Origin of the sequence: Bacteroides cellulosilyticus, assembly GCF_020091405.1 — a bacterium.
Lineage (GTDB): Bacteria > Bacteroidota > Bacteroidia > Bacteroidales > Bacteroidaceae > Bacteroides.
The window spans coordinates 2,476,072-2,502,078 of record NZ_CP081903.1 but is presented as its reverse complement, the minus strand read 5'-3'; the positions used below and the strand labels follow the sequence as shown (position 1 = coordinate 2,502,078).

The 26,007-nt window shown below is 45.6% G+C and carries 20 protein-coding genes; 7 read left to right on the top strand and 13 right to left on the bottom strand.

Features of this window, described 5'->3' with window-relative positions; all coding sequences use genetic code 11:
* Nucleotides 1–2: 2 nt before the first annotated feature.
* From K6V21_RS08770 to K6V21_RS08740, 7 genes are all read left to right on the top strand, one after another.
* Complete coding sequence (locus K6V21_RS08770; protein WP_224321518.1) at nucleotides 3–1,334, top strand: sugar MFS transporter; 1,332 nt, start codon at nucleotides 3–5, stop codon at nucleotides 1,332–1,334.
* Complete coding sequence (gene nagA / locus K6V21_RS08765) at nucleotides 1,310–2,506, top strand: N-acetylglucosamine-6-phosphate deacetylase (protein WP_195538153.1); 1,197 nt, start codon at nucleotides 1,310–1,312, stop codon at nucleotides 2,504–2,506. Before K6V21_RS08770 ends, nagA begins: the two co-directional genes overlap by 25 nt.
* Nucleotides 2,503–3,270 (top strand): glucosamine-6-phosphate deaminase, encoded by a 768-nt coding sequence (locus K6V21_RS08760; protein WP_224321517.1) that lies wholly within the window; start codon nucleotides 2,503–2,505, stop codon nucleotides 3,268–3,270. Before nagA ends, K6V21_RS08760 begins: the two co-directional genes overlap by 4 nt.
* 12 nt (nucleotides 3,271–3,282) lie before the next feature.
* Nucleotides 3,283–4,833, top strand: a complete 1,551-nt coding sequence (locus tag K6V21_RS08755) for a family 20 glycosylhydrolase (protein WP_224321516.1) — start codon at nucleotides 3,283–3,285, stop codon at nucleotides 4,831–4,833.
* Nucleotides 4,834–4,934: 101 nt separating this feature from the next.
* Nucleotides 4,935–7,265: a glycoside hydrolase family 20 protein gene (locus K6V21_RS08750; protein WP_224321515.1), complete on the top strand. Its 2,331-nt coding sequence runs from the start codon at nucleotides 4,935–4,937 to the stop codon at nucleotides 7,263–7,265.
* A gap of 173 nt (nucleotides 7,266–7,438) precedes the next feature.
* On the top strand, nucleotides 7,439–7,930 hold the full coding sequence (locus tag K6V21_RS08745) for an RNA polymerase sigma factor (protein ID WP_224321514.1): 492 nt from the start codon (nucleotides 7,439–7,441) through the stop codon (nucleotides 7,928–7,930).
* Nucleotides 7,931–7,942: 12 nt separating this feature from the next.
* Nucleotides 7,943–8,548: a hypothetical protein gene (locus K6V21_RS08740; RefSeq protein WP_224321513.1), complete on the top strand. Its 606-nt coding sequence runs from the start codon at nucleotides 7,943–7,945 to the stop codon at nucleotides 8,546–8,548.
* On the opposite strand, the gene K6V21_RS08735 is transcribed toward K6V21_RS08740, so the two are convergent.
* The 13 genes from K6V21_RS08735 to K6V21_RS08675 form a co-directional block, all read right to left on the bottom strand.
* Entirely contained in the window at nucleotides 8,529–10,016 is a 1,488-nt protein-coding gene (locus tag K6V21_RS08735) for an MBOAT family O-acyltransferase (protein ID WP_224321512.1), read from the bottom strand. The genes K6V21_RS08740 and K6V21_RS08735 overlap by 20 nt on opposite strands.
* Complete coding sequence (locus K6V21_RS08730) at nucleotides 9,997–11,043, bottom strand: SGNH/GDSL hydrolase family protein (RefSeq protein WP_408912717.1); 1,047 nt, start codon at nucleotides 11,041–11,043, stop codon at nucleotides 9,997–9,999. The genes K6V21_RS08735 and K6V21_RS08730 overlap by 20 nt, the downstream gene beginning before the upstream one ends.
* Nucleotides 10,997–12,370, bottom strand: coding sequence for an SGNH/GDSL hydrolase family protein (locus tag K6V21_RS08725; RefSeq protein ID WP_224321511.1), 1,374 nt, complete (start codon nucleotides 12,368–12,370; stop codon nucleotides 10,997–10,999). The genes K6V21_RS08730 and K6V21_RS08725 overlap by 47 nt, the downstream gene beginning before the upstream one ends.
* A 190-nt stretch (nucleotides 12,371–12,560) precedes the next feature.
* Nucleotides 12,561–12,854, bottom strand: coding sequence for a PG0541 family transporter-associated protein (locus K6V21_RS08720; protein WP_118223669.1), 294 nt, complete (start codon nucleotides 12,852–12,854; stop codon nucleotides 12,561–12,563).
* A 141-nt stretch (nucleotides 12,855–12,995) separates the two neighbouring features.
* Nucleotides 12,996–16,166 (bottom strand): efflux RND transporter permease subunit, encoded by a 3,171-nt coding sequence (locus K6V21_RS08715; RefSeq protein WP_224321510.1) that lies wholly within the window; start codon nucleotides 16,164–16,166, stop codon nucleotides 12,996–12,998.
* Between the two features lie 111 nt (nucleotides 16,167–16,277).
* Nucleotides 16,278–17,297: an efflux RND transporter periplasmic adaptor subunit gene (locus tag K6V21_RS08710; protein WP_224321509.1), complete on the bottom strand. Its 1,020-nt coding sequence runs from the start codon at nucleotides 17,295–17,297 to the stop codon at nucleotides 16,278–16,280.
* Nucleotides 17,298–17,321: 24 nt separating this feature from the next.
* Nucleotides 17,322–18,671, bottom strand: a complete 1,350-nt coding sequence (locus tag K6V21_RS08705) for a TolC family protein (protein ID WP_217713542.1) — start codon at nucleotides 18,669–18,671, stop codon at nucleotides 17,322–17,324.
* Between the two features lie 35 nt (nucleotides 18,672–18,706).
* Nucleotides 18,707–19,366, bottom strand: a complete 660-nt coding sequence (locus K6V21_RS08700) for a TetR/AcrR family transcriptional regulator (RefSeq protein ID WP_044272207.1) — start codon at nucleotides 19,364–19,366, stop codon at nucleotides 18,707–18,709.
* 166 nt (nucleotides 19,367–19,532) lie between these two features.
* On the bottom strand, nucleotides 19,533–21,029 hold the full coding sequence (hutH, locus tag K6V21_RS08695; RefSeq protein ID WP_224321508.1) for a histidine ammonia-lyase: 1,497 nt from the start codon (nucleotides 21,027–21,029) through the stop codon (nucleotides 19,533–19,535).
* Nucleotides 21,026–21,655 (bottom strand): cyclodeaminase/cyclohydrolase family protein, encoded by a 630-nt coding sequence (locus K6V21_RS08690; RefSeq protein ID WP_217713540.1) that lies wholly within the window; start codon nucleotides 21,653–21,655, stop codon nucleotides 21,026–21,028. Before K6V21_RS08690 ends, hutH begins: the two co-directional genes overlap by 4 nt.
* A gap of 20 nt (nucleotides 21,656–21,675) precedes the next feature.
* Nucleotides 21,676–22,929, bottom strand: coding sequence for an imidazolonepropionase (hutI, locus tag K6V21_RS08685; protein WP_224321507.1), 1,254 nt, complete (start codon nucleotides 22,927–22,929; stop codon nucleotides 21,676–21,678).
* A 54-nt stretch (nucleotides 22,930–22,983) separates the two neighbouring features.
* Nucleotides 22,984–23,883, bottom strand: coding sequence for a glutamate formimidoyltransferase (gene ftcD, locus K6V21_RS08680; protein WP_217713538.1), 900 nt, complete (start codon nucleotides 23,881–23,883; stop codon nucleotides 22,984–22,986).
* A 107-nt stretch (nucleotides 23,884–23,990) separates the two neighbouring features.
* Nucleotides 23,991–25,967, bottom strand: coding sequence for a urocanate hydratase (locus K6V21_RS08675; RefSeq protein WP_224321506.1), 1,977 nt, complete (start codon nucleotides 25,965–25,967; stop codon nucleotides 23,991–23,993).
* Between the last annotated feature and the right edge of the window lie 40 nt (nucleotides 25,968–26,007).

Sequence of the window (26,007 nt, the reverse complement as noted above, 5' to 3'; positions counted from 1 at the left end):
GTATGTTTAAAGGTAACGTTCAACAAAAGCCTTCCTCCAATCTGCTGCCTATGCTGATGCTGGGAACGCTGTTTTTCATCTTCGGACTGGTATCCTGGGTAAACTCCATCTTGATTCCCTACTTCAAAGTGGCTTGCGAGTTAACCCACACCCAGTCTTATCTGGTAACCTTGGCATTCTACATCGCTTACCTTGTGATGTCTATTCCCGCTGCCAAACTGATCGGTCGGATCGGCCCCAAACGGGGTATTATCGCAGGATTGTGGCTTATGGCAGCCGGGACCGTCCTATTCGTTCCGGCAGCCTGCACCCGGGCCTATCCCGTCTTCCTGACCGGACTATTCACCATAGGTACCGGTCTGTCCATCCTGCAAACCGTAGCAAATCCTTATGTCACCATACTGGGACCAATAGAGTCGGCAGCCCGGCGTATCAGTATCATGGGGCTATGCAACAAGATAGCCGGAATCATCGCCCCCCTGCTGTTTGCCGCCGTCATCCTGAAATCAACGGATACCGAATTGTTCGAAGTGCTGAAGAATAACAATGTGGCAGGTGTAGAGAAAGACCTCTTGCTGGACGAACTGATACGGAGGGTTATTGTCCCCTACTCGATACTTTCCCTGTTCTTGTTCCTGTTTGGCTGCGCGATACATTTCATCCGGCTGCCCGATCTGAGTAATGAACAGGAAAAGAGTACCCACTCTTCCAGTGACCACAAGTCTATCGGCTCGTATCCATACCTTATATTAGGAGTATTCGCCATCTTCTTTCATGTGGCGGCCCAGGTGATTTCCATCGATACGATTATCAGCTATGCCGAAAGTATGGGATTCAATCTGCACGAAGCCAAGATATTCCCCAGCATCACTTTGTCCTGTGCTCTTGTGGGATATTTCATCGGCATCCTGCTGATTCCCCGGTTTGCCAGCCAGCAACGCATGTTTCGTATCTGCACCGTAGGCGGACTGATATTATCGGTCTGTGTACTGGTGATTCCCGGAGAAGTACAGATATACGGACATGCCACTTCCCTTTCCATCTGGTGCCTAAGCCTGATGGGAGTATGCAACGCACTGATCTATGCCGGGATATGGCCGCTTGCCATACATGACCTGGGACGCTGGACGAACCTGGGGTCCTCGTTCATGGTGATGGCACTCTGCGGCAACGCTTTCATGCCGGTCATCTATGGACTGATAGCCGATCATTACGGATTGCGGATCGGATATATCGTGCTGATTCCCTGCTTCCTTTATTTGATATTTTACGCATTCTACGGATATAAAATCAATCATTGGTCTGAATTATGGAAACTGAAAAAGGACAAATAACCAGAATTTATAACGGTGAAATCATCACTCCGGAACGTAATTTCGGAGTGGGAACCGTACTCATCGCCGAAGGAAAAATTATCGGCATAGAGCCGGGAAACTATGAAGTGCCCGGCAGCATAGGTCACGATGCACACGGCGGCTACATCGCCCCGGGATTCATCGACCTGCACACACACGGCGCAGGCGATTCCGACTTCATGGATTGTACGGAAGAAGACTGCCTCACCATTGCCCGCGAACACCTGCGGCACGGAACTACCTTACTTTATCCTACCACACTGGCTTCGGATAATCAGGAACTGTTTCGCTTTCTCGATATATACGACCGGGTAAAAGATCAACGTTCGGGTGCCGCTTTCGGAGGTTTACACCTGGAAGGCCCTTACTTTGCCTATGCCTTCAGGGGAGCACAGGATCCGCGCTATCTGCGCAACCCTTCCCCCGAAGAATACATGGAGATATTGGACAGGAGCCAGGATATCGTCCGGTGGAGTATTGCTCCCGAACTTCCGGGGGCACTTGAGTTTGGTGATATACTGCACCGACGTGGCATATTGCCTTCCATAGCGCATACAGATGCCATTTATGAAGATGTGGTGGAATCCGTGAAACACGGTTTTACCCATATCACCCACTTCTACTCCTGCATGAATGGAGTAACCCGTCGGAACGCCTTCCGCTACGCAGGTTGTGTAGAAGCGGGATATTTATTGGACGAAATAACCATTGAACTGATAACGGACGGCGTACATGTTCCGGCACCGCTTATGAAACTGGCAGTAAAGAATAAGGGTGCGGAGAAGATTGCCTTAGTCACCGACTCCATGCGCGGTGCAGGTATGCCTGAAGGAAAAAGCATATTGGGCAGTCGTGCCAAAGGATGCGAAGTGCTCATTGAGGACGGAGTAGCCAAGATGCCCGACCGCCAGTCCTTTGCGGGAAGCGTAGCTACGACCGACCGGTTGGTACGGAATATGTACCGGATGGGAGAACGCCCTCTGGAAGAAGCCGTGCGCATGATGACACTCACCCCCGCCGAAATAATGGGCATTGCGGACAGGAAAGGAAAGATTGCCAAAGGATATGATGCCGACATTGTAATATTCGACCCGGATATCCGCATCAACCGGGTATTCATTAACGGAGAAACACTATTTGAACAACCATGAACATAAAAGAAATTAAGAAAGAAGCTTTACTGGTACGGGTATGCGCTACCCGCCAGATTATGGGCGAAGATGCCGCACAAGCTGCAGCCGAAAGTATCAACCAATTATTAAAAGAAAAAGAGGAAATCAATATTCTGTTTGCAGCGGCCCCCTCACAAAACGAGTTTCTGGCCGCCTTGCAGAAGTATGCTCTTCCCTGGAACCGCATCCATGCCTTGCACATGGACGAGTACATCGGTCTGCAAGCGGATGCGCCTCAACGCTTCGGGAATTATCTCAAAGAACACATATTTGCCGCACTTCCCTTCAAGTCTATACATTATCTATATATAGAAGGCGCCTCACCCGAGAACATCTGCACCCACTATGAAGAAGTTCTGCAAAAGCATCCCATCGACATTGTTTTCATGGGAATCGGTGAAAACGGGCACATCGCTTTTAATGACCCGCATGTGGCATTGTTTGATGATCCCCAGCAGGTAAAAGTGGTATTACTGGACGAGGTATGTCGCACACAACAGGTACACGACGGTTGTTTCTCCAGTCTGGAGAAAGTACCCCAACAGGCAGTCACCATTACGATACCGGTTATGATGAAAGCTACCCGTATCTTTTGCATAGTACCGGGAAAGCCGAAGGCAAATGCTGTGAAAGAAACATTATACGGTCCTGTCAGCACCACTTGCCCGGCTTCTATTTTACGTACTCATCCCCATGCGACGCTTTATTGCGACCGGGACAGTGCGTCACTTTTATCCATCTAAAAAATAAAGACCATGAATCATACCCTTCGTTCCATATACAAAAGTTTACTTTTAGTAAGCATATTCCTGTGCCTGTGTGTTCCGGCACGTAGCGCAGTCCCTCCTTCCGACTTCAAAGTCAGGGCTTTCTATCTTGATTGCCGTACGCAGGTAATGACGGTTTCGGCAATCAAGGAACTGGCGTCCGACCTTTCAAAGAAAGAGATAAATACTCTGCTGATAGAGTATGAGGCAACATTCCCTTTCCAAAAGCATGCCACTTTGTGTAATCAATTGGCATTCAGCCGCAGCGAAGTGCAGGATATTGTAAGCTATTGCACTTCGCTCGGTATTGAAGTAATCCCGTTACAGAACTGTTTCGGACATTGCGAATACATATTAAGGCACGACCGATACGCACATTTGCGTGAGGACAGCAAGGAAGTGTCGCAAGTATGTCCCCTCAAGATAGAAGAAGCTAAAAAGGTATTCCGGGAAATCTTCCGGGAAGTGGCAGAATTGCATCCGTCACCTTATTTTCATATAGGAGCTGACGAAACTTATCTGTTGGGAAGTTGCGCACAATGTTCCAAAGTAAATAAGTCGCGCCTTTTTGTTGACTACATAAAAGCCATGTGCGAGGTGGTCAAGGAAATGGGAAAGAAACCTATCATTTGGACGGATATTATCCTGATGCACCCCGAATCCGTTCAGGAGTTACCCAAAGATCTCATCTACGTTGACTGGAATTACGGTTGGGAACCGGACCGCTTCGGTAAACTGGATAATCTGCTGAAACTCGGTGTAAAGATGTGGGGAGCAGCCTCCCTACGTTCGGCACCCGACAATACGTATCTGACCCAGTGGATGAAACATTTCAATAACCTAGTTACTTTCCTGCCCTTTGCGCGTGCCCACGGATATGAGGGAATGATAGAAACTTCCTGGTCAACCAGCGGAACTTATGGTTTCCACTATGATAACGGTTGGGAAATAATCAGTACGCAACCCATCCGACAGGTATATCCCATGTCAGGATTCCAATTGCTGATAGACGCTTATTGCAAGGCGGTCAATTCATCAGAAGCGATTCATGCCGAAACTTTCATAAAAGAGTATGCACAGCAACGCTATGGGTTGTCGGAGGACGAAGCGCAAATCTTTCTCACCTATTTCCTGCTTCCCCAAGAGTTAGTCCGTCACGGAAAGGATGCTAAAGGAAAGCCGATAGAACAGGTGATACAGGAATGTGAAGAGTTGAAAAGCCACTTCAACAAGATCATTCCCCGGAAACAGGGCGGTGAATTCGAACATTATCGCCTGATGCTGGACCTGCGCATCAACTATCTTCAGTACAAAGAAGTAGAGTTCACCTACGAATCTTCGGGATATGATGTATCACAGGCTTCCGGACTTGCCACGCAACTTAAAAAAATCATCGGTGAAGCCGGGAAACTGGACAAACGTTTCATCAAACTCAACAAAGATTATCTGAAACCCGGACAAGCGGAAGAGATCAACGCATTGAGAAATGAGAAGATGAACGAACTCAACCGGACTTTGAGCAGACAGGCTGGTTTGTAGTTTTCTTCAGTACCGGAAATATACTTTTGCGTCCGTTTATGTGAAAATTCGAAGATAATCACGTACATTTGCATTTGTACAATCAATTAAATACTAACACCATGAGAAAACTTAACCACGCACTTCTTGCAGGTGCTCTCGCCTTGGCATGCGCTTCGTGTACAGCGGAGAAAGAAGCTAACTACCAAGTGATACCTCTCCCCCAAGAGGTAAGTTTAACCCAGGGAAATCCGTTCAAACTGAACGAAAATGTTCTCATCGCTTATCCGGAAAACAATGCCTTATTGCAACGCAATGCTGAGTTCCTGTCGGAGTACATCCAACAAGCCACAAACTATGCACCGAAAACAAAGGCCATCGCAGCAGGAGAACAAGTGAAAAATGCAATTGTACTGGGACTCGATCCGGGCATTGCAAACAAGGAAGGATATGTGCTGACTACCACCCCCGAAGGTATCAGCATCAACGGACAAACCGAAAACGGAGTGTTCTATGGCATCCAGACTTTACGCAAATCCATTCCCGCCGAAGCCAAAGGAGCAACCATCCTGATACCGGCAGGTGAAATTAAGGACGAACCGCGTTTCAGTTACCGCGGTATGCACCTCGACGTAGGGCGTCACTTCTTCCCAAAAGAGTTTATAAAGAAATATATAGACTTGCTGGCACTGCACAATATGAATACTTTCCACTGGCACCTGACGGAAGACCAGGGCTGGCGTATTGAGATTAAAAAATATCCGAAACTTACGGAAATAGGTTCTCAACGCAGTCGCACGGTAATTGGAAAAAACACACAAGAGTATGACAATACGCCGTATGGCGGTTTCTATACACAGGAAGAGGCTAAAGAAATCGTGAAATATGCACAGGAACGCTACATCACAGTAATTCCGGAAGTAGACCTGCCGGGACACATGCTTGCTGCACTGGCCGCTTATCCAGAAATGGGATGTACGGGTGGTCCATATGAAGTGTGTCCGCGTTGGGGTGTATTTGAAGACGTACTCTGCATCGGTAATGATAAAACCATGCAATTCCTGGAAGATGTAATGAGTGAAATCATCGAAATATTCCCATCAGAGTATGTACATATCGGTGGCGATGAAGCTCCACGTGACCGATGGAAAGAATGTCCGAAATGTCAGGCGCGTATCAAAGCGGAAGGGCTGAAAGCGGATAAAAACCATACGGCAGAAGATCGCCTGCAAAGTTATTGCATGACACGTATCGAGAAGTTCCTGAACAGCAAGGGACGCCGGATTATCGGCTGGGACGAAATTCTGGAAGGAGATGTAGCACCCAATGCAACAGTAATGTCATGGCGCGGAGCATCCGGAGGTATAAAAGCCGCACAAATGGGACATGATGTAATTATGACACCCAATACCTATTGCTATTTCGATTATTATCAGACGGCAGACACCAAGGATGAACCGCTGGGTATCGGTGGATATGTACCCATAGAAAAGGTATACAGTCTGGATCCTACTTTCGATCTGAATGAAGAACAGAAAAAACATATCATTGGTGCCCAAGCCAACTTATGGACAGAGTACATAACTACCACAGAACACGTGGAATACATGGTATTGCCTCGTATGGCTGCCCTTGCCGAAGTACAATGGACACAGCCCGAAAAGAAGGATTTCAAAGATTTCACTAAACGTCTGGCCCGCCTGATGAAGTTCTATCAAAGAGATGGTTTCAACTATGCCAAGCATGTATTCGATCTGAAGGTCGACTTCACACCGGATGTTGCCAAGAAAGCGGTAGTCGTTACATTGAGTACTATTGATGACGCTCCTATTTATTATACATTAGATGGAACCGAACCGACCACAACTTCATTGAAATACACAGAACCTGTTGCCATTACTGAAACAGCAGATTTCCAGGCAGTGGTTATCCGCCCGGAAGGAAAGAGCAAAGTGGTGAATAAGAAGATTTCTTTCAATAAGGCTACATATTGCCCTATCGAACTGACCTTCCAGCCTTCGGAAAAGTATAAATTCGGAGGTGCTATCACTTTGGTAGACGGTATGAAGGGAAACGATAGCTATGCCACCGGAGCTTGGTTAGGTTTTGTAGGTGGTGATGTGGAAGCCATCATCGACCTGGGACAGGAAACAGAAATCAAACGGGTAGCTACGAACGCCATTGTCGATATGAGTGCCTGGATTATGGGAAGTACAGGGTTGGTAGTCTCTGTATCTGACGATAATAAAGAGTTCCGCGAAGTAGCCGTTAAGGATATTCCTGCTGAAACAAATATTGATAAGAAAGGTGTGGAAAACTATGAGATAACTTTTGATCCGGTAAAAGCACGGTATGTGAAAGTTGTTATCAAGCGTAGCCCTGCCCTGCCGAAAGGACATGCAGGCGAAGGAAAAGCAGCTTATATGTTCATTGATGAAATAGAGGTGAACTGATAAAATACAGGAAGACCACTCAGTATCATTTCTCATAACGCTGATTGAGCGAATTATACGGATTCTTTTAATTGCAAATCCGTATAATTCGCTCAATTCGTATCTGAATAATTATTCTCAAAGCTTGTAATCGAATGCTCTGCCATGCGACTAATGAAGTAAAGAGTTAAATTATGGACACTAAAAAGTTGGAAAAGCAATTCGTCGACTTCGTGACAGAGTATAAACAGATTATCTACAAGATCTGCTATATCTATGCCACAGACAACGACAGTCTCAATGATCTGTATCAAGAGACCGTGATAAATCTATGGAAATCTTTTCCTCGCTTCCGGGGCGAGTGCAAAGCATCTACCTGGGTTTATCGGATTGCGTTGAATACCTGTATCTCCTTTTTCCGCAAATCCAATTCAAGACCGGTCGTGATTCCCATCACTATCGACCTGGAATCTGCCTTTGCCGATGAAGAAGAAAAGACATCCCAACTCCGTGAACTTTATCGTATGATAAACATGCTGGGCAAATTGGAACGCGCGCTGATTTTGCTTTGGCTTGAAGAACGGAGTCATCAGGAAATTGCCGATATATTGGGTATCTCCAAGAATTATGTGGCCGTAAAACTCTATCGCATCAAAGAGAATCTGAAAAACATGTCTAACTCCTAAAACTGACGAATAATGAATTTAGATGAAATGAAAAATAGTTGGAATGTCCTGAACGAGCGTTTAGAACAAAATGAGATATTAAACAAGAGGATCATCGAAGAAATGGTTGCAAGTAAAACAAAATCTGCTTATGACAGTATTTATAACCAGGAATTACGGGGACTTTATATAATCCTGCTCTGCGGCCTGATTGTACTGCCCGTAAACAGGTTCCTGGGAATCAATATGAAACTGAGTTCTTTCATACTTCTGGAAACTGTGATGTTTCTGGCCTTACTGTTTCAATTGGCAATCCTCTATAGCTTATCCAAGTTTAAGCTGAACTACATGAAAGTAAATGAGTTGACCCGTACCGTCTTGAAATACAGAAGATTTTATAGCTATAACAAGAAGTACGGTACTATTCTCGGCCTTGGCTCCGTAATAGTCTTTATGATTTCAGAGAGTAAAATTACCAATCCCTACGCTTTCGTGCCCGTATTGACAGTGATGATTGTGGGCTGCATCTACAGTTATACGAAAATGAAGCAGCACGAACAAAAAATCAAAGAAGTAGAGCAAGGACTGGCAGAACTGAAAGAGTTTGAGAGTGAGACTATCAGAACTGGAAGTAAATGAAAGGCTGAATCTCCGTACTCTTCATCTGGATTACCAAGTAAATTAAAGCAAGCATCAGAGCCGCCTTTCCCATAAGGGGAAGGCGGGTTACTGTTTTACAGCAAGCGTTCTCCCAACGATCAGGGCAGAAATGCAGAAAGAAACCCAATGCCATCAGTGCAAACACTTCCCAATAGCCTGCAATCAGTTGCGGGAAAAGTTGCGGACGGAAAGTGGTACAGATCTGTTTGATCATATCCAAAGAAGTGGAAAAGTCCACATTACGGAAGAATATCCAGCAGAAACAAACAAAGTGGAATGTGATCAGTATACCGAAGAAACGGCGGATGCCGTGGCTTTCTTCTCCTTTCTTTCTTCCGGTCAATGTCATCCAGAATTTATGTGCCGCCAAAGCAATACCATGGAACAATCCCCAAATGACAAAGTTCCAGGAAGCCCCATGCCACAAACCACCCAAAAACATGGTAATGACAAGATTGGCATACTGGCGAATCTTTCCTTTCCGGTTTCCACCCAAAGATATATAGAGATAATCTTTCAGCCAACTGGAAAGCGAAATGTGCCATCGCCGCCAAAACTCTGTAATGGAAGCGGACTTATAAGGAGAATCAAAGTTCTTATTAAAATGAAAACCTAACAACAAGGCTATTCCGATAGCCATATCACTGTATCCGGAAAAGTCGCAATAGATTTGCAAGGCATATCCATAAACACCCATCAGATTCTCTACTCCGGAATAGAGCGTAGGATTATCAAAAATACGTTCTACAAAGTTCACACTGATATAATCCGAAATAATCGCTTTCTTGAACAGACCGCTTGCAATCAGGAATATCCCCCTTCCGAACATCTCATGGGATACGAACAAAGGACGGCGTATCTGTGGGATAAAGTCACGGGCACGTACAATAGGGCCTGCCACCAATTGTGGGAAGAAGGATACGTAAAAAGCATAATCCAGCAAATTAGTAAGAGGAGTTATATCTTTGCGATAAACATCAATGGTATAGCTAAGTGACTGGAAAGTAAAGAAAGAAATGCCCACAGGAAGGAATATATCGTAATGATGAAACGTACCGCCTACCAGCGAAGCAAAGACATCTCCCAGAAAATTAGTATATTTGAAGTATGCAAGCAAACCAAGATTAATAGCAAGGCTAAGCACAACACTTGCCTTACGTTTCCAGCCTACGGAAGTACCTGCCATAAAACGAGCAATAAAGAAATCGCTTACCGTGACAAGTGCCAGCAGGAAAAAGTAAGTTCCGCTACTTTTATAATAAAAATAATAGGAGAATGCGGTAACAAACAACAAGCGTGCAGTCAGACGGCGTTGCAACAGCAGATAAACCAGTATAAATGCTGCAAACAACCACAAGAAAATGCCGCTACTGAATATCATCGGCGCTTGCGGGTCATAAACGAATACGTCTCGCAGACGGTTAAAGTCAATATCCCACATAATCATTATAGGCTTTTAAAAGAGCTTGATAAAACAATTCACCTTGCAGTACATATCCTTCGGGAAGATAATGTACATGGTCCGGACGCATCAATTTTGCTTCCTGCCAGTTCAGACAAGCACGCTGTCTCCCTCCCACCGCTTCGTACATATCCCACACGGCAAGACCGTTGTCATCAGCAAAGCGACGCATGGTTTCTACGGCAATAGCAGTACGGGGATTAATGGAATAGGTGCGGCGGCGGCGACTTTTCCGGAAACTGTCGTAGGAACCGGGAGGAGTTGTCATCAGTAAGGGTACATTGGGCAGACTGTCGCGAAGCATACGCACCAGTTCATCCATTTGTCGGTAGTGCAACAGGGTGTTATAACGTCGGTTATGGCTTTCGTTCGTTCCGAAAGAAAGTATAACCAGGTCGGGATGCAGGGCGGCAATATCAGAAATACGGTCGGGACGGGTAAAGGTGGTACAAAAAGCGCCATTGATACCCATATCGATATAAGAGATAGCACCAAAAGTTTCTGTCAGCAGCGTTCCGGTAGTACGGGGCAAGATACGTCCACGGATATGGCTGTCACCGATATGTACGATACGGATGGTATCTGTAGAAAAGCCGGCATGTAACAGACGTAACTTTTCCCAAAAAGGATTGAGGATGCCAAGGCTATCCGTCAACTCATTTTCACCAAGTTGCTGAAAGCCGGAAGGAAAAGCTATTTGAGGAACGGCAACAGTATCCGTACGCTGGGAATAGGAACGAAGTGTGTCACAATTTGCTGTGACTTTGCTAATTAGAGGACAGGATGGAATAGGGTCCTGGGCATGAAGCGGGAAAAAGTATAGAAGAAACAAAGTTGTGATAAAGAGATTTTTCATCCGCAGATAACACGGATAACACGGATTCTTATATTTAAAATCTGCGTTTTCCGTGTTATCTGCGGATGAAAAATATGCTTTTGAAACCTCCAATACGATTTTTATTCTATTATTCCGCTTCATAAGCCCTCCTCCTGTCGTACTGTTCCTTTCCATACACAAGCGCTTCATAAAGTAGGCCTGCCAGGTGCTTACCTCCCCGGAAATTAATATGCGTATAGTCATAATTCGCCAAAGAAGGCTTGGCATGTACCAGATTCGCCATGCTTCCCTCTCCTCCCATTGCTTCGAACATATTCCAGAAAGCAATGTCGTTATCTGCCGCCAGATTTTGTTGGTAACGCACCAGATTTTTAATGCCGGGCATTGTGCGTAGAGTACCATCTTCCGTCTTATAATCCCGGTCTCCTACGCTGACTATCAAGATACCTGCTTGTGGAAATGCATCCTTCAAATGATCAATAGTAGTCTGCATACCTGCAATGTATTTGTCATAATTCCGCCCACGTTCAGTAGCAACGTTCAATCCATATTGCAAGATAATCAGATCGTAAGGACGCTGCTCATTAAATTCATGCATCATCCACACAGGAATAGAACGCAAGGATAAGCCCGAACTGCCGCGCAAAGAGAAATTATCCAGGATAATTCCTTTTTTACCATCCATAGCCAAACCATAGAATAAGGTAGAATCCGCCTCATCAACCGTCCAACGGACAGAACCGATATTTCCATCCACTTGCATTTCCTGCAAATCATCTGTAGCCAGAAAAGTACGGGTTTGCTTTTCGTTCCGGTTGACATTCACAGAAAGGGTGACTTCTCCTTTACTATAAAAGAAGATAGAAGCCTGTTCACAGGTATCCAGATGGGAAGCATATTTATTCTGTCCCTTCAGTTCCACATAAGCACCGGGACGGGGAACAAAGTAATGTCCGGAAATACCTTGCTTTTTGCGATCAAAGAAAGTAGAATCCATTACAGAATGGCTTTGCCAACCACCAAACGAGTGGCGCACGGTAGGGCGGAATCCGCTGGTCATAGAAGTAATGGTAACAAAGCCTACTCCACAACCACCATATTTATCCTGCAACATATTGCGCAAATCCGCAGTAAGAATATCCGCTTCAATGAAGGAATCTCCGAAAACGGCAATACGTACCCGGCGGGGGCGTTGCGCCAATTCATCCAAAGCCCGGTAAAAAGGTGTCATGCCACGCAGAGTGGAGTCGCTGTAGTCTTCAATGCACGTCATACCCGCACGGCAGGTATCCACAAAAGCAGGTTTCACCTTCGGCGGGGGCGGAAACAAACTATCCGGTTCTTCCGCAATATCTTTCTGAGTACGCACGTCACCCAGCAAGTCGACACGCCTCATCACATGTTCACCTACCGTAAAACCGGGCAGGAAGTACATCAGTAACAAGCCCGCCAATATAATCAATGCCCAAATGCAAGTATATTTCAGATAATTCTTTTCCATGTTGTCCATAAAGGATTTGCAAAGATAGAGAAAAGACATAAAAAGAAAGGGAAATCTTCACGTTTTGTAAGATTTCCCTTTCTTCCTCATTCCCCGTCATTTGTGAGCGGTACGTCCTAGCCTGCTGGGACACACCGCTCACGCACCCTGGGACGCGCCGTCCTAGCCTGCTAGAACGATGCGCTCACAACTATATCGTCTTCTCAATGTTCCAGACAAATGCCCGGAGACCGAGTTGCTGAGTCTCCTCGTCCATCTGATGGAGTGCATCGAGCAACGGATCTACTTTAGCTTCGTCTACAATAGTAATAATAGCAGAGCACATGCTGGGCCATGCATGACTGCCATAGTGCGGCTCACCCGTCTTGCTGCCACGTCCCTGCACTTGCTGCCAATAGCTGAATCCACGGCAACCCTGGCGGTCGAGCAACGCCATGATACGCTCAAAGAATGCCTGGTCGAATGTTATAAATACTGACTTCATATTAATTACGAATTATGATATATAATATATGAATTACAAATTATGATATATAATATATGAATTACGAATTATGAATTACGAATTATGAATTACGAATTATACAGTTCATCGTAATTTGTAATTCGTAATTCGTAATTATTCTCACTGTTTTCTGGGTTTCGTCATTTTCTCCTTATGAGTCTGATAGTAATCGTTCAGTTCACGGTCTTTCTTGATTTTGCCACGTTTGCGCCTGATACCGATACCGGCAAACGAACAGTAGAGAACGGGAACCAGAATCAGCGTCAAGATGGTAGATACCGTCAAGCCACCAATTACAGCCACACCCAGCGGACGCCACATCTCGGCACCTTCACCCTGCCCTACAGCCATCGGCACCATACCAAGGATAGTAGTCAGTGTGGTCATCAATACCGGACGCAGACGGCTACGGCCTGCCGTAACCACAGAGTGAATCACCGACATGCCACGCTCACGGCAAAGTGTAATGTAGTCGATCAACACGATACCATTCTTTACCACAATACCAATCAACATGATTCCACCCAACAAACTCATTACGTTCAGGTTTGTGCCCGTAAAGAAGAGTGCCATCAACACACCGCTGAATGCAAACGGAATGGAGAACATGATAATGAACGGATAACTCAAAGACTCAAACTGGGCGGCCATTACAATAAATACCAGAATGATGATCAGTACAGCCAGCGTACCCAAATCGGAGAATGAATCCTGCTGGTCCTCGTACGAACCTGAAATCTGGATAGAAATACCACTCGGCAAGTCCATTTTATCGATAATGGCATTACCATCGGCCACTACGTCACCTAATGGAACTCCCGAAATAACAGCGGATACAGTCACAATACGTTCACGGTCCTTACGCTCGATGGTGGGAGGAGCAGAACGCTCAACTACTTTACCGAGGTCCTTCACGCGGATACCTTCACCGGAAGGTGTATAGATAAGAATGTTCTCCAAATCTTCAATCTTTGTACGGAACTCGGGAGCATAACGTACACGGATATCGTACTCATCACCGTCCTCACGATAATAAGAAGCTAAGGCTCCGTTCACGCGGTTACGAAGATAACCGGAAGCGGTCGACAGATTCAGTCCATGTAATGCTAATTTCTCACGATCAAAGTCTACCTGATATTCAGGCTGGTAATCCTGACGGCTGATGTTTACCTCACTCACGCCTTTTACATTCAGCAGTTTCTCTTTCAGTTCAGCCGAGACTTTATCTGTTGCGGTAAAATCATAACCATATACCTCAAAGTCGGCACTGGCCTGGGCACTCATACCACCGGTACTACCACCAAGGATTACCTGCGCTTTATCCAATTCAGGATAAGCCTTCAGGTCTTCACGCATTTCGTCGCAGACCGTCTCCAGCTTTACATCACGATCGCCCGGACTCACCAAACTGATATTAAAGCTGATAATATGGCTACCATTATCCTGCATAGAAGCGAAAGTATTGTCCGAATCGGCCTGTCCCACCGTATAGTTACAAACCTTCATCACACCTTCGTAACGCTTCATCCACTTTTCCGTCAGTTCCGAAGCCAATGCTTGTGCACGCTCTACACGGGCACCGATGGGAAGTTGCAAGTTCACACCAATACGGCTATTATCAGCTGCCGGGAAAAACTCCGTACCAATATACTTGGCGCAGAACAAACTTGCCACAAAGAAAGCAGCACAACCGATCATAACAGTTATACGATGGCGTACAGCCCAATCCAGACGGTTCTGATACCACACATCGAGTGCATCGAGCGCACGCTGAATCGGCTTATAGAAAGCGATGAACCACTTGCTCTGCTTCTTTTGCAAGCGCAGGAGTTGCGCACACATCATCGGTGTAAATGACAAAGCCGAAATAGTAGAAACAGTCATGATCACACACATCATCCAACCCAACTGGCGGAACAATACACCGGACATACCGCTCACCATAGTCAGCGGGAAGAATACCGCAATCATGGTCAGCGTAGAGGCAATAACGGAGATGGCCACCTCATTCGTGGCATGAACCGCTGCCTGCTTCGGCTCGGACCCTCGTTCAATATGGGTCGTCACATTCTCAAGCACTACAATAGCATCGTCCACCACATTACCGATAGCAATGGAAAGACAAGAGAGCGAAATAATATTCAGCGAACCGCCGTCTATAATACCCAAATAGATAAATGAGGCTACCAATGACATCGGGATAGTGATACAGATAATAACCGTAGCACGCCAACGTCCCAGGAATACAAACACTACCAGGATTACGAACAACATAGCGTACATGATAGTCTCTTCCAAACTGTCAATGGTATTCAGAATGTTATCGGAAGTATTGACAATGATGCCCAGTTTCACGTCACTCGGTAACGATTTCTGCAACTGTGGCAGCATATCAATTACTTTTTGCGAAATAGCCACAGAATTGGCACCGGATTGCTTCTGTACCACAATCATAGCACCTTGTACACCATTACTATACGTCTTCTGCGCACGTTCTTCCACAGAGTCTACCACTGTTGCCACATCGCGCAGATAAACGGAAGCTCCGTTGTGCGTGCCCACCACAATGTTCGCCATCTCCTTGGGGTCCTTAAACTCTCCCTCCACACGGAGTGAATAGGTATTGTTTCCCACATCGAAGGTACCACCCGGTGTATTGCGGTTTTCAGCACTAATAATAGAACTGATGGTCTCCACTGAAAGGTTATAAGCATCCAGTTTGTTAGGATCACAATAGACATTCACCTCACGTTTGGGTGCACCGGAGATAGACACCGTACCCACACCCGGCACACGAGCCAGCGGATTTACGATGTTGTCGTCCAATATTTTATAAAGTGCCGGCTGACTCTCTTCCGCCTGAACAGAAAGCAGCAGGATAGGAATCATGTCCGTACTGAACTTAAAGATAATAGGTGTCTCCACTTCATCGGGAAGCTGAGAGCTTACCATATCCAGTTTATCACGCACATCATTCGTCAGCACGTCAATATCATATCCATATTCGAACTCCAATGTTATCACAGAGATATTCTCTGAAGATCTGGAAGTAATATGTTTCAGGTTGCTGACAGAATTCAGCGTATTTTCTAACGGACGGGTCACATTGTTCTCAATATCCGACGCACTGGCTCCCGCATAGGAAGTCATCACCATAATGGTGTTGGTCTCGATATCCGGGTAAAGGTCCACCGGTAATTTCGACAAAGAGAACAGACCAAATATCGCTACTGCCAAAAAGCAGAGCGAGGTCATAATCGGTTTTTTAACCGCTCCTTCGTATAAACTCATGTTATTTCTTTTAATTAAGAATGAAAAATGAAGAATGAAGAATTACCCTGCGGCAAGACTGCGTTGCACAACCAGATTCTTCATTCTTAATTCTTAATTCTTCATTTATAATTATTTCTCTACCTCTACTTCTACGCCATCAGCCAACTTGGACTGTCCTGCAACGACCACCTGTGAATTGTTATCCACACCGGAAATCAACTCATATTCCGTATCCATACGACGTCCCAGTTCAACTTTGTTATAAGAAACTTTTCCGTCCTTATATACATATACATAGCGGTCGCCGGAACCGGCACGTTTCACAATAGCCAAATCGGGCACAACTACGTGCTCCTGTGTTCCGAAGTTCAGTGTTACACGTGCAAACATACCCGGACGGACTTTCTGGTCACGGTTAGTTAAACGCACTTCAACAGGGAAAGTACGGGTATTCGAATCAATGGTCGGATAAACCAGATTTATCGTTCCTTCAAACTCTTCATCACCATACACGTCTACCTTAACAGCTACGGGAGAGCCCTTCTTTACTTTCGCAAAGTAGCCTTCGGAAACGTTGATCATCAGTTTCACCGGAGTGATTTGCTCTACTACCAACACCGGATCACCTCCACTGTACATATCGCCGTTATCGTAATTACGAGCCGTCACCACACCATTGATGGGGCTGAGCAACGCAGTATTTTCCAACAGATTCTTATACGTTGTCTTCTGTACGTCCAATGCCATTTTGGCTGCATCCCATTCTGATTTGGAAGTACCGCCCACCTTATATAATTCGTCGGTACGCTTGAACTCTATTTCCTGATTGTCCAAACGGAACTTAGCTTGTTTCAGGTTGGCAGCATCCATCTGCACCAATTTCTGACCTTTAGATACACGGTCACCCACTTCCACAAATATCTGATCGATACGCACCGGGGAAGAAGGAGCGATATTATTTTTCACTTCTGCCTGGACAGTAGCGGTATATTCCTGGATCTGGTCTACAGGACGTGCCATTACAGCAGCCAGTTTTACTCTCGGTTTTTCATCTACCTTTTCAGTTGCAGCCTTGTCTTTCTCTCCGCCGCCGCATGAGCTCAGCAGAGCAACGGCCACCAGGGCGATCAATTGAACACTTTTTTTCATATCGTTGTGATTTTTCTTTTTTACTTATTTAATTGAATAGTCGCGACCCAAAACCTGGTCAAGGTCAGCCTTAGATACCAGATAGTCGTAAATAGATTGGTTATACGTCAGTTCAGCCTGGGTTAATGATACTTGTGAACTGTTCAGTTCCAACACTGTACCTTTACCTACTTCGTAGCGTTTACCGGCTATTTCCACAGCCTTCTGAGCCTGCATTACGTTCTCTTTATTACTTACCACCTGCTCGGAACTTGCTGCCATATTATTCTGGTAGCTGGTAATCTGCATGTTCAGTTTACGCTCCGTATCCGTGCGGTTTTCCTTTAACTGATTAATCTGAATTCGTGCGGTCTTCAGTTTCGTAAAGTTACTGGCTTTATAAAGAGGAATATTCAGAGTAAACACCAAAGCTGAACTTCCGCCCCAATTATAGTCGAATACATTCCAGTTATTATTATACAATGACTGGTATTGATAAGAATAGTTCATTCCCAGTGTCGGCATGAAGTTTGTCTTCAGGGACTTCAGACTCTGATTGAGCATCTTCATGTTCAGGTCGAATTGCTTCATTGTGGTATTGTTCACCAAACCTTCATTCAGTTCATTCAACTGGTTAGCAAACAAATCAGTCTCATAATTAGCCAGATTATCGGCAATCTTAAGATCAAAATCTTCCGTTATCCCCATTAGCACTTTCAGCTGAAGTTTGGATAAAGTAACGGCATTTCCCGCTGAAATCACATTCGGCTTCACACTACGCATCTGTACTTCAGCGCTAATCTTATCGAATTCGCTGACAGCTCCCTGCTGGTATTTTGCATTGACCACGTTATAATTGTCTTCCGCCAATTTATAACTCTTCTGCAAAACTTCATAAGAGTCTTGTGCCAACATCAACTGGTAATACGCTTTCGTAACCTGATTCACCAGATCCTGCTTAGAAGCACGTGATTTTTCTACTGCCAATTCTATGTCGGTTTTCGTCATAGACATTGCTTTGTAGACTGAAGGGGCAAATAACGGTAAGCTGATATTCAAGGTTCCGCTTACTGTATTCGAATCGTCTTGACCCATTTTGAAAGACTGACCGCCGAGATTCATTTGAGCCGCCGTAATTGTATGGTTCCATGTTCCACCAATACTGGCTTCCGGCAACAAACTCTGCCAGGTCTCCTTGTTAGCCACTTTTTTCAGGGCTATTTCCTCTTCGGCAACCTTTATCGTAGGATTATCACTAAGTGCGATTTCCAGTGCTTTGTCGAGGGTCAAGGTTAGGGTTTCTGTCGTCTCCTGTGCCTGTATATGGCCTATAGCCAATAAAAGGAACACAGTCAACATAATTTTCTTGCTTGCCAAAAATAGTTGTCTGTCCATAAAAATCAATCTGTATGTTTATTAGGATTATTCTTTTATTCCGTATTGGACTGTCGATCCTTACGATATTCCCGGATAAATTCTTCCAGTTTGCGAGCGCCTTTTTCTGTTGATATTCCCCGAAGATAGGTGAACATGATAGATTCATATACTTCCAGGAAAGAATGGTCTTTGCAAAGATCCGTATTCATCAGCAAGTCGAGCTGTTCGCGTACTAACAGGTTTACAATCGTAAAATTTACGTCATCGCGGAAATATCCCTGCTGTATACCCAGCTTAAAGAAGGCAATCGTTTCCTCGGAATCGCGGTTGCGACGCTTCATCAATTCTGCATAGACTTTGGGGTATTTCTTGATGTCTTCAAAAAACTTTTTATTAGTATTGTGAAACTTCTCAATACTCCGCTGGTAGAGTTTTAACAAAACTTCCAATACATTCGAAGCCTTTTCATAGACATCTTTCACGTAAGCGTCTCCCTCACGCTGAGCTTTCAGGAGACATTCCATCAGTAAGGTTTCTTTATCAGAAAAAACTTCATACAAAGTACGTTTGGATATGCCCAGTGCCGCAGCAATGTCATCCATCGTAATACTCTTGATACCGTGAGTAGCAAAAGAATTCAGAGCAGTATCGATGATACGCTCCCGCAATTCTAATCTTTGAGGGTGTTCTCTCATATTGTCGCCCGTTTTCATTTCAATTTTCTCTTTAATTTTTTAGATTTCAAGTAGAAGAATGTCCACTTTCGGAATAAAACTGGGCAAATATAGAAAGAAAACTCAATTCGCCAATTGAGTTTCCTTTGAAAGATTAACTATATTAATGTTTATTATGCTTCCGGCAGATTTATTGGGAAGAATGTCAATAATCGAACTTCGTCCGGTTCAGAAATGCCACTGTCTTATGAATTTCCTTATACATGACAATGTCGTCTTTAATAAAAGGGACCTCTTTGCGATATTCGTTCAGGAAGCGTTCCAAAGCAGGAGAGGTCTTTAACGGGCGACGGAATTCAATTCCCTGTACGGCATTCATCAATTCAATGGAGAGAATATGTTCCAGATTGTCCATGATGCGATACAATTTGGTAGCTGCATTAGCTCCCATACTAACATGGTCTTCCTGTCCGTTGGAGGAAACAATGGAATCACTGCTGGCAGCATAACAATACATCTTATTCTGGCTGACCATGGAGGCAGCAGCGTATTGCGGTATCATAAAGCCGGAGTTCAGACCGGGATTGGCCACCAGAAATTCGGGCAAACCGCGCAGTCCCATAATGAGCTGTGCCACCCGTCGCTCCGAAATGTTACCTAATTCGGCAAGGGCAATGCCCAGGAAGTCATAAGAAATGGCAAGCGGCTGACCATGGAAATTTCCACCGGAGATGATGCGGTCTTCATCGGGAAAGATGGTTGGATTGTCTGTTACGGAATTGATTTCAGTCAGCAGTACAGAAGAAACATAACGAATAGCATCTTTCGTTGCACCATGCACCTGAGGGATACAACGGAAAGAGTACGGATCTTGTACATGGGCTTTGTATTGAGCTATGATTTCACTGCCTTCCAGGAGTTTACGGAAATTATCGCCTGTCTCAATTTGCCCCCGGTGCGGACGAATTTGCTGGATACAATCCATAAAAGGATCGATACGCCCATCAAAAGCTTCGAGTGAAAGAGCGGCAATAAGGTCGGCTTTCTTGGAGAGACGGAAGGCTTTCAGAATGGCAAACACACCATTGGCACTCATAAACTGCGTACCGTTGAGCAGGGCAAGGCCTTCTTTACTCATAAGTTTCACCGGTTCCCAACCGAACTCATCGAGGACATTAATAGCTTCGCGCTTCTTACCTTTATAATAAACATCGCCCACACCGATAAGCGGCAGGAAGAGATTGGCAAGAGGAGCCAGATCACCGGATGCACCGAGCGAACCGCGGTCGTAGACAATGGGCATCACATCATTGTTGAAGAAATCGAGGATACGCTGTACGGTAATGACTTGCACACCGCTATGTCCCAGAGAAAGGGCATGTGCTTTCAGCAACATCATTAGTTTGACGATGACGGGACGTATTTCTTCACCGACGCTGCAAGCATGACTCTTTATCAGGTTTTCCTGCAAGGTGCCCAGTTCATCGGGGGATATATTTTTGCTACACAGGGAACCGAAGCCTGTGGTGATACCGTACAAAGGTTCTTCGGACTCGGCTATCTTATGATCGAGGTAGTCGCGGCATTTCTGTATCCGTTCTTTGGCTTCGGGAGCCAGTTCCAGTTTCAGATTCTCGTTGATAATTCGTTCGATGATGTCGAATGTGAGTTCACCGGACCCTATATGATAGACGTTTTTCATACTCGTAATTCTTGGTTAACAACATCCAATACTTCTTTTTCACGGTCACAAGCCAAGCGTTCCAGCACATCGGCTTCTCTTTGGAGTTCATCTGCAAAGGTTTTGTCTTTGATGGAACCCAGATTGATGCGAACGTTCAGCAAGGCACCCAATACAGCTGTACGGGCGGACATCATGGCCACACAAGCATCAGTCACTGCATTACGGTTTCCCAAACGGGCAACGTCGGCAATTACCGACATCATCTCGTAGGCATTACGAGCTACTTGCATGGGGACTAAAGCGGCATACTTAGTAGCTTCCTGAATGGCAGCGCTGCGGGCAGCTTTTTCTTCATCGGTAGCCTTGGGCATTTTGAAGCAGGCAAATACGGCATCATAGGCTTCCGAGTCACGATCTATATCAGCTATGAATACGTCTTTCTCTCTCAGTGCGAGAGAAGCAATATGGTTCATAAGTTCCTCGTGTTCTTCGTAATTCTTCTTGCCGATGGTGAGGTTAGCAACCATAGCGGCAAGTGCCGAAGCTACGGCACCGTTCAGGGCAGCAATACTTCCGCCACCGGGGACGGGATCACTGCCCGCCACTTTATTCAGAAATTCTTTTACTGTTAAATCAACTAACATGGTATTTTTCTTTAAAGGTTTTACAATACAGGATAAATCACTCCTTCTTTGATGGTAGTATTTACACAATTCATACCGACATAATAAGGCAGGAAATGGTAATTATCGGAATTCAGCACTACAAAATCTCCCTTCTTGCCTACTTCGATGCTACCGATACTGTCCGCCCGGTTCAAGGCAGCAGCCCCGTTCAAGGTGAGGGCGGTGATAGCCTCTTCAATAGTAAGATGCATATAGATGCATGCCAGAGCAAAAGTCAACGGAATGGAACCGGAGAAACAACTGCCCGGATTGAGATCTGTGGCAAGGGCTACGGCACAACCGGAATCAATCATTTCACGACCGCGTGCATAAGGTTCTTTCAGGGCAAAAGCTGTAAGAGGGAGTAAAGTTGCAACGGTTCCGGCATCCCGCATAGCGCGGATACCTGTATCGGATGCATGCAACAGATGATCTGCAGAAACAGCCGAAAGCCCGGCAGCAAGTTCGGCACCACCCAGCGGAACGATTTCATCGGCATGGAGTTTCAAGCCCAGACCATATTCCTTGGCGGCTTGCAACAAACGGCGGGATTGCTCGACGGAGAAAACGCCTTGTTCACAGAATACATCACAAAACTCAGCCAGTTCGTTCTTGGCAACGCAAGGCAGGACATCACTGATAATGAAATCAAGGTATTCGTCCGTACGTCCCTTATATTCCTCGGGTACGGCATGCGCACCCAGAAAAGTGGATACAATATCTACCCGCTTATGCTCGTCATTATTCAGGCTACGCATGACTTTGAGTTGCAGAAGCTCCGTTTCCTTATCCAGTCCGTAGCCGCTCTTACCTTCTACGGTAGTAACACCCATATTACTCATTTGCTTCAAAAAACCTTCGGCTTTGGAGCGGAGTTGAATGAAACTACATTCGCGGGTGGCTTTCACAGTGCTTACAATGCCACCACCACGCTCCATGATAGACATATAGCTTTCTCCTTTCAGCCTCCAGGAAAATTCTTCGGCACGTTCGCCACCAAATACAAAGTGGGTATGCGAATCGACGAAGCCGGGTAACAGGCATTTGCCACGGGCATTGTAGTGCCAGTAGCGTTGATAATATCCGTCACGCATCTCGCCCCGGGAAGGGCCGACATAGGAAATGATACCGTCAGTTACTTCTATTGTAGCATTATCAATGATGCATAGTTCACCCATCTCTTTGCCACAACGGGCGGAAAAGCCGATGGGTGTTACAACGCGGGCATTGAAAATTATCAGGTTCTCGGTCATATTTAAAAACTTTATTTGTGTAATTTGCGTAATTTGCGTTCTTTTATCATTCTATTATTCTTCCATAATCCGCGCCTCAAGCACTTGTTGCATAGAGAAATTCTCTAAACCAAGATAATAAGAAGCTGTATCAATGAGCGCCTCCATCGGAACAAGGCCGATAATCTCACTCCCCACGATGCTGACTCCATAACGACGTGCTTCTACACGAGTCAGTTCAAAAGCACGGTAAAGGGCGGTACGGGTATAGTCTGTCATATTAATGGAAACCTGAGTAATGCCCCGGTCTTTCAACTCTACTCCCATTGCTTTGCAATAACGCAGGCCACCGCCAATGAAACGAATCTTCTTGGCAATATCATGTGCGATATCTAGATTAGGTGTATTCAGGTTGATATTGTAGGCTACCAACGGCATACGGGCACCGATAGCAACGGTTCCGGCAGTGGCATGGCGTTCGGCAGGACCAAAGTCGGGCTGCCATTCGGGTAACTTTATCTTTTCTGCCATACCTTCGAATTCACCTTTACGCACGGCAGCAAGATTTTCGCGATGCGGAGCGGATGCGGATTTCTCATAGAGAAAGACAGGAAGATTATAGCGTTTGCCTACCTCTGCACCTATTTCTTTGGAAAGGGCGATAGCTTCTTCCATCGTCACATTTTTGATGGGGATGAAAGGAACTACATCTACGGCACCCATACGGGGATGTTGCCCGGTATGGTGGTTAAGATCGATAAGTTTTACAGCAATACCGATAGCTTCGAGAACGGCATCACGAAGGGGTTCCGGTTCTCCTACCACAGTTACTACCAGACGGTTGTGGTCTTCGTCGTTACTGTAATCCAGGAGTTTTACACCTTGTTTACCACGGAAAGGGGATATGATTTGATCTATTTTCTGCAAGTCACGTCCCTCGCTGAAGTTGGGGACACATTCGATGATTTTATTCATGATCTTTTTTAATTAAGGATGAAGAATTAAGAATGAAGAATTACCTTGCGGTGCAACTCGCATAGTGCAGCTTAATTCTTCATTCTTAATTCATAATTCTTCATTTATTATATGTATTTATTTACTAATTCGTCATCAGCCACATAGGGCATCGTGATATGATAACCATCGGCATGTGTCCGGTTAAACTCTTCACTCGTCTCCATAGCATGTTCATTGCGTGCCCATGAACGCCGGGCCACACCGCCCATCACGTCCCACAACATAGCTGAACGAAGTATTTCATCCACCCGCTCGCTACCATCGCATACCATACCGAAGCCGCCATTTATGGCTTTTCCAATACCCACGCCACCACCATTGTGCAGTGCTACAAGGCTCATTCCCCGGGCACAGTTTCCGGCAAAGCATTGCACGGCCATATCCGCCATGACATTGCTTCCATCTTTTATATTAGAAGTTTCGCGGAAAGGAGAGTCCGTACCGCTCACATCGTGATGATCGCGTCCCAACATAATAGGCCCTACTTCACCATTGCGTACCATTTCGTTGAACTTCAACGCTATCTTCATACGTCCTGCCGCATCCTGATAAAGAATACGCGCCTGTGTACCTACCACAAGATTATTCTTTTCCGCGTCGCGTATCCAATTGTAGTTATCCAGATCCTGACCGCGACGATTCGGATCAATACATTCCATCGCCGCATGATCGGTCTTTATCAAATCTTCATGTTTACCACTGAGACATACCCAGCGGAAAGGTCCGTAACCGTAATCAAAAAGTTCCGGCCCCATAATATCTTCTACATAACTGGGGAATATAAATCCATTCTTATCATCTTCTTCTTTGGCAATCTCACGAACTCCAGTATCATAAACAGCTTTCATAAAGGAGTTTCCATAATCGAAGAAATAGGTCCCCTGGTCTACAAGGGCTTTTATAGCCCGGAAATGGCGTGCCAACGATTCATTCACCAGTCCACAGAATTTCTGCGGGTCTTCGTGCAACAGACTTGTACGTTCGGCGAAAGTAATTCCCACCGGACAGTATCCGCCTTCGTAAACGGCATGGCAGGAAGTCTGGTCAGAAAGCAGGTCTATATGTATATTTTGGTTTACAGCATATTCCAGCAGGTCAACGATATTCCCATGATAAGCAATGGATATCGGTTTCTTGCCGTCCATCGCCTCATGCGCCAGCGAGAATGCTTCGGGAATAGAGTCCGTGATGTACCCCACCCAACCTTGGCGATGCCGGGTTTCAATGCGTGACATATCCACCTCGGCTATAATGGAAGCCGCACCCGACATCTCTGCGGCCTTAGGCTGGGCACCGCTCATGCCACCCAAACCGGAAGATATAAACAAGTGTCCGCACAAATCACCGTTCTGAGGAATACCGAGCTTCATACGTCCGGCATTCAGCAGAGTATTAAAGGTGCCATGCACAATACCTTGAGGACCAATGTACATCCAGCCTCCGGCAGTCATCTGACCGTAGTTGGCAACTCCCATTTGCATGGCTACGTGCCAATCCTTCTGATTGTCGTAAAGACCTACCATCATGGCATTCGTAATAATCACGCGTGGTGCATCGGGCTTAGAACGAAATAATCCCAGCGGATGGCCACTTTCAATAACGAGTGTCTGATCTTGAGTCAGCACTTCAAGATATTGTTTAATGAGACGATACTGCATCCAGTTTTGACAGACCTGTCCCGTTTCACCGTAAGTGACGAGTTCATAAGGATAGAGGGCAATGTCGAAGCAGAGATTATTGTCAATCATCACTTGGAAAGCCTTACCTTCAATGCAATTTCCTTTGTAGGCATCAATAGGTTTCGCTTTGAGGTCACCTTGCGGACGATATCGGTAGCCATAGATACGCCCGCGGGTACGAAGTTCTTCCATAAACTCCGGAGCGAGGGTCTCGTGTAATTCTTTGGGGATATAGCGCAATGCGTTCTTTAACGCCGTGGCAGTTTGTGCGGGCGAAAGTGTGAAGCCACGGTCGGGAGCCCTCCGGATACCCTCTACGAAAGTGGGATAAGGGGGCAATGTGTTACTTAAGGTTATTTCCATAACATGCAGGATGAAAGGTTACAAAATGTCATCAGTTTAC

Coding starts and splice junctions, on each gene's coding strand:
- K6V21_RS08770 (WP_224321518.1), top strand. CDS start 3: ATGTTTAAAGGTAACGTTCAACAAAAGCCTTCCTCCAATCTGCTGCCT.
- nagA (WP_195538153.1), top strand. CDS start 1,310: ATGGAAACTGAAAAAGGACAAATAACCAGAATTTATAACGGTGAAATC.
- K6V21_RS08760 (WP_224321517.1), top strand. CDS start 2,503: ATGAACATAAAAGAAATTAAGAAAGAAGCTTTACTGGTACGGGTATGC.
- K6V21_RS08755 (WP_224321516.1), top strand. CDS start 3,283: ATGAATCATACCCTTCGTTCCATATACAAAAGTTTACTTTTAGTAAGC.
- K6V21_RS08750 (WP_224321515.1), top strand. CDS start 4,935: ATGAGAAAACTTAACCACGCACTTCTTGCAGGTGCTCTCGCCTTGGCA.
- K6V21_RS08745 (WP_224321514.1), top strand. CDS start 7,439: ATGGACACTAAAAAGTTGGAAAAGCAATTCGTCGACTTCGTGACAGAG.
- K6V21_RS08740 (WP_224321513.1), top strand. CDS start 7,943: ATGAATTTAGATGAAATGAAAAATAGTTGGAATGTCCTGAACGAGCGT.
- K6V21_RS08735 (WP_224321512.1), bottom strand. CDS start 10,016: ATGATTATGTGGGATATTGACTTTAACCGTCTGCGAGACGTATTCGTT.
- K6V21_RS08730 (WP_408912717.1), bottom strand. CDS start 11,043: ATGGAAAGGAACAGTACGACAGGAGGAGGGCTTATGAAGCGGAATAAT.
- K6V21_RS08725 (WP_224321511.1), bottom strand. CDS start 12,370: ATGGAAAAGAATTATCTGAAATATACTTGCATTTGGGCATTGATTATA.
- K6V21_RS08720 (WP_118223669.1), bottom strand. CDS start 12,854: ATGAAGTCAGTATTTATAACATTCGACCAGGCATTCTTTGAGCGTATC.
- K6V21_RS08715 (WP_224321510.1), bottom strand. CDS start 16,166: ATGAGTTTATACGAAGGAGCGGTTAAAAAACCGATTATGACCTCGCTC.
- K6V21_RS08710 (WP_224321509.1), bottom strand. CDS start 17,297: ATGAAAAAAAGTGTTCAATTGATCGCCCTGGTGGCCGTTGCTCTGCTG.
- K6V21_RS08705 (WP_217713542.1), bottom strand. CDS start 18,671: ATGGACAGACAACTATTTTTGGCAAGCAAGAAAATTATGTTGACTGTG.
- K6V21_RS08700 (WP_044272207.1), bottom strand. CDS start 19,366: ATGAAAACGGGCGACAATATGAGAGAACACCCTCAAAGATTAGAATTG.
- hutH (WP_224321508.1), bottom strand. CDS start 21,029: ATGAAAAACGTCTATCATATAGGGTCCGGTGAACTCACATTCGACATC.
- K6V21_RS08690 (WP_217713540.1), bottom strand. CDS start 21,655: ATGTTAGTTGATTTAACAGTAAAAGAATTTCTGAATAAAGTGGCGGGC.
- hutI (WP_224321507.1), bottom strand. CDS start 22,929: ATGACCGAGAACCTGATAATTTTCAATGCCCGCGTTGTAACACCCATC.
- ftcD (WP_217713538.1), bottom strand. CDS start 23,883: ATGAATAAAATCATCGAATGTGTCCCCAACTTCAGCGAGGGACGTGAC.
- K6V21_RS08675 (WP_224321506.1), bottom strand. CDS start 25,967: ATGGAAATAACCTTAAGTAACACATTGCCCCCTTATCCCACTTTCGTA.